Annotated in this window: 8 protein-coding genes; all 8 read left to right on the top strand. The window is 72.6% G+C overall.

Annotation, left to right across the window (positions count from 1 at the left end):
- The first annotated feature begins 61 nt into the window (after window positions 1-61).
- The 8 genes from HYV93_08660 to HYV93_08695 all read left to right on the top strand — a co-directional run bounded on the left by HYV93_08660 (window position 62) and on the right by HYV93_08695 (window position 7,854).
- Window positions 62-1,129 carry a 2,3-butanediol dehydrogenase gene (locus HYV93_08660; GenBank protein MBI2526037.1) on the top strand — a complete coding sequence of 356 codons (1,068 nt, stop codon included), beginning with the start codon at window positions 62-64 and terminating at the stop codon, window positions 1,127-1,129.
- Window positions 1,126-2,274 (top strand): acyl-CoA dehydrogenase family protein, encoded by a 1,149-nt coding sequence (locus HYV93_08665; protein ID MBI2526038.1) that lies wholly within the window; start codon window positions 1,126-1,128, stop codon window positions 2,272-2,274. Before HYV93_08660 ends, HYV93_08665 begins: the two co-directional genes overlap by 4 nt.
- A 22-nt stretch (window positions 2,275-2,296) precedes the next feature.
- Window positions 2,297-3,259, top strand: coding sequence for a thiamine pyrophosphate-dependent dehydrogenase E1 component subunit alpha (locus tag HYV93_08670; GenBank protein MBI2526039.1), 963 nt, complete (start codon window positions 2,297-2,299; stop codon window positions 3,257-3,259).
- A gap of 1 nt (window position 3,260) precedes the next feature.
- On the top strand, window positions 3,261-4,226 hold the full coding sequence (locus HYV93_08675) for an alpha-ketoacid dehydrogenase subunit beta (GenBank protein ID MBI2526040.1): 966 nt from the start codon (window positions 3,261-3,263) through the stop codon (window positions 4,224-4,226).
- Entirely contained in the window at window positions 4,223-4,474 is a 252-nt protein-coding gene (locus HYV93_08680) for a biotin attachment protein (GenBank protein MBI2526041.1), read from the top strand. Before HYV93_08675 ends, HYV93_08680 begins: the two co-directional genes overlap by 4 nt.
- Before the next feature lie 289 nt (window positions 4,475-4,763).
- The gene (locus HYV93_08685; GenBank protein MBI2526042.1) at window positions 4,764-5,528 is read left to right on the top strand and encodes a glucose 1-dehydrogenase; all 765 of its coding nucleotides are present in this window, start codon (window positions 4,764-4,766) and stop codon (window positions 5,526-5,528) included.
- Window positions 5,525-7,060 (top strand): long-chain fatty acid--CoA ligase, encoded by a 1,536-nt coding sequence (locus HYV93_08690; protein ID MBI2526043.1) that lies wholly within the window; start codon window positions 5,525-5,527, stop codon window positions 7,058-7,060. The genes HYV93_08685 and HYV93_08690 overlap by 4 nt, the downstream gene beginning before the upstream one ends.
- Window positions 7,057-7,854, top strand: a complete 798-nt coding sequence (locus tag HYV93_08695; GenBank protein MBI2526044.1) for an enoyl-CoA hydratase/isomerase family protein — start codon at window positions 7,057-7,059, stop codon at window positions 7,852-7,854. Before HYV93_08690 ends, HYV93_08695 begins: the two co-directional genes overlap by 4 nt.
- The last annotated feature ends 21 nt before the right edge of the window (window positions 7,855-7,875 follow it).

Raw genomic sequence — 7,875 nt, forward strand, 5'->3', positions numbered from 1 at the left:
TGCAGGAGGCGCTGGTCGAGTTCATCCTGCGCGCTCTCGGCGCGGGCAAGGAGGCCGAGCGATGAAGGCGGTGCGCTGGCACGGGCCGAAGGACGTGCGCGTGGAGGAGGTGCCGGAGCCCGCGGCGGCGCCGGGCGAGGTGGTGGTGTCGGTGGCGGCCTGCGGGCTCTGCGGCTCCGACCTGCACGAGTATCTCCACGGGCCCGTGTACATCCCCAAGCGGCCCCACCCGCTGACCGGCGTGATGCCGCCGGTGACGCTCGGCCACGAGTTCTCGGGCCGGGTCGCGGACGTGGGCCGGGGCGTGACGCGCGTCCGGGCCGGCGACAGGGTGACGGTGAACCCGTGTGTCGTCTGCGGAGAGTGCCGCTGGTGCCGGCGCGGCCAGCCCAATCACTGCGCGAAGCTCGCCTCGATCGGCCTCTCGCGCGACGGGGCGCTGGCGCCCTATGTCCTGGTCCCTGAGTACGGCTGCCACTTGCTCCCGGCCGAGGTGAGCGACGAGGCCGGGGCCACGGTGGAGCCGCTGGCGGTGGCGGTGCACGCGGTGCGTCGGGCGCGGCTGGCGGGCGGCGAGCGCGTCGTCGTCATGGGCGCCGGCCCCATCGGGCTCCTCGTGCTCCAGGTGCTCCGGGCGAAGGGCGCCTCGTGGGTGGCCGTGGTGGAGCCCCGCGCCGACCGGAGGCGGCATGCCCAGGCCCTCGGCGCCGATGTCGTCCTGGACCCCGGCGCGGGCGATCCCTCGCAGGCCATCGCCGAGGCGACCGACGGCGATCGGGCGGGGGTCGTCTTCGAGTGCGTGGGCAGCGCCGCCGCCTTCGCGGGCGCCTTCCGCGCCGCGGGGAAGATGGGGCGCATCGTGCTCGTGGGGCTCACGCCGGAGTCGGTGCCGCTCAACGCGCTGCTGCTCCTGGCCCACGAGAAGGAGCTCGTGGGCTCCTCGGCCTACACCGACGAGTTCCCCGAGGCCATCTCGCTGCTCGCGCGGGGGCTGGTGCGGACGGCCCCGCTCATCACGGCCCGCGTGCCGCTCGAGCGGAGCCGGGAGGACGGGCTCGAGGCCCTGCTCAGGAAGGACGACGGCCACATCAAGATCCTCGTCATGTCCGGGACGGGAGGGCGGTCATGAACTTCGAGCTCACCGACGACCAGCGTTCGCTCCAGGCCCTCTGCCGGGATTTCGCCCGGAAGGAGATCATCCCCAACAGGGACGAATGGAACACCGCGGGGCGCTTCCCCATCGAGGTGTTCCGGAAGATGGCCGACCTGGGCCTGATGGGGCTGCTCGTGCCCGAGGAGTATGGCGGCACGGGCGTGGGTGCCGTGGCCTACGCGGCCGCCATGGAGGAGATCGGGAAGGCCGACCAGTCGGTGGCCTCCACCTGGAACGCGCATCTCACCATCGGCTCGCTGCCGCTGCTCTACTTCGGCACCGAGGCGCAGAAGCAGCGCTGGCTCGTGCCGCTGGCCCGCGGCGAGAAGCTCGGCGCCTTCGGCCTCACCGAGCCCGGGGCGGGATCGGATGCGCGCGGCATCCGCACCACGGCCACCCGAGACGGCGACGGCTGGGTCATCAACGGCACCAAGATGTTCATCACCAACGCCGGCACCGAGATGAGCCTGGGCGTGACGCTGCTCGCCGTGAGCGGCACCCGCCCCAACGGCGAGCGCGAGTACTCGGCCTTCCTGGTCGAGCGGGGGACGCCGGGCTTCAACGTGGGCAGGAGGATCCCCAAGATCGGCTGGCACTCCGTGGACACGCGCGAGCTGATCTTCGAGGGTTGCCGCATCCCGGCCGACAACCTCGTAGGGAAGCAGGGGGTGGGGCTGCGGCAGTTCATGAAGGCGCTGGCCATCGGCCGGATCAGCGTGGCCGCGCTGTCGCTGGGCTGCGCGGCGGCCTGCCTGGAGCTGGCGCTGGACTACGCCAAGCAACGCCGGCAGTTCGACCAGCCCATCAGCCAGTTCCAGGGCATCCAGTTCAAGCTGGCCGACATGGCGGTGGCCGTGGAGAACTCGCGGCTCCTCATCTACAAGGCGGCGTGGCTCTACGACCAGGGGCGGGAGTTCGCCAAGGAGGCGGCCATGGCGAAGCTCTACGCCTCGGACACCGCCATGGCGGCGGCCTCCGAGGCCGTGCAGATCCACGGCGGCTACGGCTACACCGACGAGTACGTGGTCTCCCGCTTCTTCCGCGACGCCAAGATCCTGCAGATCGGCGAGGGGACCAACGAGATCCAGCGCATGGTCATCGCGCGGCTGCTCGGCTGCTGAGCCGCCGCGCAGGGGAGAGGGCATGAGGGAGCCGACGCGGGAGCAGGGCCTCGCGATCTACCGGATGATGCAGCTCATCCGGCGCTTCGAGGAGCGCGTGGCCGAGTGCTTCGCCGGGGGCGAGATCCCCGGCTTCATCCACCTGTCGGTGGGCCAGGAGGCGCCGCCGGCGGCGGTGTGCGCGCTGCTCGGGCCCGACGACCTCGTGGGCGCCACCCACCGCGGCCACGGGCAGTGTCTCGCCAAGGGCGCCCCGCCCGACCGCATGATGGCCGAGCTGTTCGGGCGCGCCACGGGCACCTGCCGCGGCAAGGGCGGCTCCATGCACCTCTGCGACATGGCCCATGGAGTGCTGGGCACCAACGGGGTCGTGGGGGCGAGCCTGCCCATCGCCGTGGGCACAGCGCTCGCCTCCCGCGTCCGCGGCTCGGGGCAGGTGACGGCCGCCTTCTTCGGGGACGGGGCGGCCAACACGGGGGCGGCGCACGAGGCGCTGAACCTGGCCAGTGTCTGGGAGCTGCCCGTGGTCTTCGTCTGCGAGAACAACCTCTACGCCGAGTTCACGCCGCAGTCGGTCCACACCAAGGCCGGCTCGATCGCCCAGCGCGCGGGAGCCTACGGCATGCGCGGCGTGCGCGTGGACGGCAACGACGTGCCGGCCGTCTTCGCCGCCGCCGCCGAGGCCGTGGAGCTGGCGCGGGGCGGTCGGGGCCCGACCCTCATCGAGGCCATGACCTACCGCTTCCGCGGCCATCACGAGGGCGATCCCATGGCCTATCGCCAGAAGGCGGAGCTGGAGGAGTGGCGCGCGAAGGACCCGCTCCCGCGCTTCCGCGGCTGGCTCGGCGAGCGCGGCTGGCTGACCGACGCCGAGCGCGCGCGGCTCGAGGCCGAGGTCCAGGCCGAGGTGAACGCGGCCACCGAGTTCGCCAGGCAGAGCCCGTGGCCCGCGCCCGAGGCGGCCCTCGAGGGCGTGTATGCCTGAGATCAGGTACGTGAAGGCCATCGCGGATGCCATCACCGAGGAGATGGCCCGCGACGAGCGCGTCATCCTCCTCGGCGAGGATGTGGGGGCGCCGGGCGGCACGTTCGGGGCGACCAAGGGGCTGCTCCAGCAGTTCGGCGGCGAGCGCGTGCGCGACACGCCGATCAGCGAGACGGCCATCGTCGGCGCGGCGATCGGCGCGGCCGCCAACGGACTGCGCCCCATCGTCGAGATCATGTTCATGGACTTCATCGGCACCTGCTGGGACCAGGTCGTGAACCAGATGGCGAAGATGCACTACATGTTCGGCGGGCAGGTGCGGCTGCCCGTGGTGCTGCGCACGCACACGGGCGCCGGGCTCAATGCCGGCCCCCAGCACTCGGGGAGCCTCGAGGCGTGGGCTGTGCACGTGCCCGGGCTCAAGGTCGTCATGCCCAGCACGCCCGCCGACGTCAAGGGGCTCCTCAAGTCGGCGATCCGCGACGACAACCCCGTCATCGTCGTCGAGAACAAGACCCTCTACGCCACGAAGGGCGAGGTGCCGGCGGGAGAGCACCTGGTGCCCATCGGCCGGGCCGAGGTGAGGCGCGAGGGGAAGGACGTCACCGTGGTCGCCCTGTCGCGCATGGTCCACGAGGCCCTCAAGGCGGCCGACCTGCTCTCGAAGGACGGCATCAGCGCGGAGGTGCTGGATCCCCGGACGCTGTCGCCGCTCGATCGCGATGCGCTCCTCGGCTCCGTGGCCAAGACGGGCCGGCTGGTGATCGCCCACGAGGCCTGGGGGCCGTGCGGGTTCGGCGCCGAGATCGCGGCCATCGCGGCGGAGGGGGCTTTCCGCTCGCTCAAGGCGCCGGTCAGGCGGGTCACGCCGCCCTTCACGCCCGTGCCCTTCAGCCCGCCCATGGAGAAGCGCTGGCTGCCCGACGCGGGGAAGATCGCCGCGGCGGTACGGGAGGTGTGCGCCTGATGCGGGTGAAGGTGAAGATGCCCAAGCTGGGGCTCACGATGACCGAGGCCACCATCGTCGAGTGGCGGAAGGCGGTGGGCGAGGCCGTCGCGGCGGGGGAGCCCCTGCTCGTCATCGAGACAGAGAAGGCCGAGGTCGAGGTGGAGGCCCCGGCCAGCGGCACGCTGGTGGAGATCGTGGGACAGGTGCGCGCGGTGTACCCCATCGGCGAGGTGCTCGCCGTCATCGACATGCCCGGAGGCGCATAGTGCCGGGATACCTGGCGCGCGAGGCGCCCGGGTCCGGAGGGCGGGCCCACCAGACACACGCCGGGTGGCTCGCCTGGACGCCGCACCTCGCTCGGGCGGGCCGAGCGCGACCCCCCATCCCCCACAGGGGGCGGCGCGAGGCGAAGCGACCCGCGATCGCGCGCTCGCCCCGCCCTGCGCATCGGGCGGCGCCACGGCTCGCCACAGGGTGCGCCCGGCGGGCCCGCCCCCCGGACCCCGGCGTCAGCCGCTTCCGCGGCACTTTTCTTGGGAGGTACCTGGAGGAGCCATGGCGACGAGTAACGATCTGAAGGGGACGGTGGCGCTGGTGACGGGAGCCAGCCGCGGGCTGGGCCGCGCCATGGCGCTGGCGCTGGGGGAGGCGGGCGCTGATCTCGCGCTGGCAGCCCGCAGCCAGCCGGACCTCGAACGCACGGCGGAGGAGGCGCGGCGCCACGGCGTGCGCGCGGAGATCTTCAGGGCCGATATGCGCGAGCCCCGGGCCATCGAGGCGATGGTGGCGGCGGCGGAGACGGCCTTCGGCAGGATCGACGTCCTCGTGAACAATGCCGGGATCTCGGGCGCGGAGAAGCGGTTCGTGGACCTGACGGCCGAGGAGTGGGACGAGGTGCTCGCCGTGGACCTGCGCGCGCCCGCGCTCTGCGCCCGCGCGGCGGCGCGCGGGATGATCGAGCGCAAGCGCGGGCGCATCGTCAACATCGCCTCCATCGGCGGGCTCGGGGCCATGGCGCGGCTGGGCCCGTACTGCGCCAGCAAGGCGGGGCTCATCCAGCTGACCAAGGTGATGGCGCTGGAGCTGGCCCGCTACAACGTGCAGGTCAATGCGCTCTGTCCCGGCTACTTCGCCACACCGATGAACGAGACCTTCTTCGCCTCGCCCACCGGCCAGGAGGTCATCAAGCGCTCGATCCCGCTGCGCCGGCTCGGCGATCCGGTGGAGCTGGGCCCGACCATCGTCTACCTGGCCTCCGAGGCCTCGCGCTTCATGACGGGATCGGTGCTGGTGATCGACGGCGGCCAGCTCCTGACATGAGCGCCTACAACCTCGCGGGCATCCTCGCCCATCACGCCGACCGCTTCCCCGAGCGCCCCTGCCTCGTCTGGGGCGACGAGACGATCAGCTACGCCGAGCTCGACCGGCGCGCCGGCCTGGCCGCGGCGGGGCTCGCCTCGCTGGGCATCAAGCGCGGGGACGTGGTCGCCCTCCTCCTCTACAACTGCCCCGAGTTCATCGAGGCGATGTTCGCGGTGGCCCGTCTCGGCGCCGTCGTCATGCCGGTCAACTGGCGGCTCGCGGGGGCGGAGGTCGCCTACATCGCGAGCCACGCCGGCGCCGCCGCGCTGATCTCGGAGCCCGAGCTCCTGCCGCTGGCCGAGGCCGCGCGGACGCGGCTCGGCGGCGCGCGCTTCATCTCGGTGGGCGAGGCCCCCGCGGGGTGGACGCGCTTCGACGCCCTCCGCGAGGCCGGCCCCCCGCCCCCGCCGGCGGCCGTGGACGGGGACGACCTCCATCGGCTGATGTACACCTCGGGCACGACGGCGCGCCCCAAGGGCGTGATGATCACGCATGCGAACCTGTACTGGAAGAACATCGGCCACGTGGTGGAGTTCGGCCTCACGGGCGCCGACAAGGGGCTGGCCTGCGGGCCGCTCTACCACGTGGGGGCGCTGGACCTCACGAGCACTACGATCCTCTACGTCGGCGGCACCATCCTCATCCACAGGAAGTTCGAGGCCGACGCCGTGCTGGACGCCCTCGAGAGGCGCCGCATCTCCAATGTCTGGCTCGCCCCGTCCATGGTCAACGCCCTCCTGGCGCACCCGACGCTCGAGCGCCGCGACCTCTCGGGCGTCAGGCTCATCATCGACGGCGGCGAGAAGATGCCTTTGCCCCTCATCGAGCGGCTGGTGCGCGCCTTCCCCAGCGCCTGGTTCGCGGATGCCTATGGCCTCACCGAGACCGTGTCCGGCGACACCTTCCTCGACAAGAAGAAGACGGTGGAGCGACTCGGGTCGGTGGGCAAGCCCTGCATCCACCTGGAGGTCGAGATCTGGGACGAGCAGGACAGGCCGGTGCCGGCCGAGGCGCTGGGCGAGATCGTGCTGCGCGGCCCCAAGGTCTTCAAGGGCTACTGGAAGGATCCCGACGCGACGGCGGCAGCGTTCCGGGGGGGCTGGTTCCACACGGGGGATATCGGGCGGCTGGACAGCGACGGCTTCCTCTACATCGCCGACAGGAAGAAGGACCTCATCATCAGTGGCGGGGAGAACATCGCCTCGCCCGAGGTGGAGCGCGTCCTCTACGAGCACCCGGCGGTGCTGGAGGCCTCGGTGGTGGGCCGGCCCGATCCGAAGTGGGGCGAGGTGCCGGTGGCCTTCGTCGTCTTCCGCGAGGGGCAGCAGGCCTCAGCCGAGGAGCTGATGGAGTTCTGCCGCGCCCGCCTGGCCCGCTTCAAGGTCCCGCGCGCCGTGCGCGTCATCGAGGCGCTACCGCGCAACCCCTCCGGCAAGGTGCTCAAGCGCGTGCTGCGCGAGCAGGCCGCCGCGCCCGGGGCTGCGGCATGACAGCCACCGTGAGGCTCGACCTCGACTGGGCGCCCTCCGCGGCGCTCCTCACCTTCGACAGGCCGGAGGCGCTGAACGCGGTGAACGCCGCGGTGCTCGACGACCTCGAGCGCGCGGTGGACAGGCTGGCCGGGACCGACGCCGTGCGGGTGGTGGTGCTCACGGGAGCGGGGCGCGCCTTCGTGGGCGGCGGGGACATCGCCCACATGGGCGCGCTCACCCCCGACGAGGGCGAGCGCTTCGTCTATCGCGGCCAGGCGCTGCTCCGGCGCCTCGAGCGGCTGCGCCAGGTGTCCCTCGCCGCCGTCAATGGGTGGGCGCTGGGCGGCGGGCTCGAGATCGCGCTGGCCTGCGACCTGCGCCTCGCCGCCGAGACGGCGGAGCTGGGGGTGCCCGAGGTCTCCGTTGGGCTCATCCCCGGCTGGGGCGGCACCCAGCGGCTGGTGAGGCTCCTGGGCCGCGGCATCGCCAAGGACCTGGTCTTCACCGGCCGCCGCGTTCCCGCGGCCGAGGCGCTCGCCCTCGGTCTGGTCAACCGCGTCGTGCCGGCGGACGGGCTCCTCGAGGCCTGCCGCGCGATGGCGGCCGCCATCGTCCGCAACAGCCCCATCGCCGTGCGCCAGGCCAAGAAGGCCATCGACGAGGGCGCCGATCTCTCGCTCGACCAGGGCCTTGTCGTCGAGGCCGAGGCCTGGCTCGTCAACTTCTGCTCGGCCGACCGCGTGGAGGGGCTGCGCGCTTTCGTGGAGAAGCGACGCCCCGCGTGGCGCGGCCACCACGGGGCGGCGGGGTAGCCCGGGTTGCCATGGACTTCC

Source organism: Candidatus Rokuibacteriota bacterium (assembly GCA_016188005.1).
GTDB lineage: Bacteria > Methylomirabilota > Methylomirabilia > Rokubacteriales > CSP1-6 > UBA12499.

Coding starts and splice junctions, on each gene's coding strand:
- HYV93_08670 (MBI2526039.1), top strand. CDS start 2,297: ATGAGGGAGCCGACGCGGGAGCAGGGCCTCGCGATCTACCGGATGATG.
- HYV93_08660 (MBI2526037.1), top strand. CDS start 62: ATGAAGGCGGTGCGCTGGCACGGGCCGAAGGACGTGCGCGTGGAGGAG.
- HYV93_08695 (MBI2526044.1), top strand. CDS start 7,057: ATGACAGCCACCGTGAGGCTCGACCTCGACTGGGCGCCCTCCGCGGCG.
- HYV93_08665 (MBI2526038.1), top strand. CDS start 1,126: ATGAACTTCGAGCTCACCGACGACCAGCGTTCGCTCCAGGCCCTCTGC.
- HYV93_08685 (MBI2526042.1), top strand. CDS start 4,764: ATGGCGACGAGTAACGATCTGAAGGGGACGGTGGCGCTGGTGACGGGA.
- HYV93_08690 (MBI2526043.1), top strand. CDS start 5,525: ATGAGCGCCTACAACCTCGCGGGCATCCTCGCCCATCACGCCGACCGC.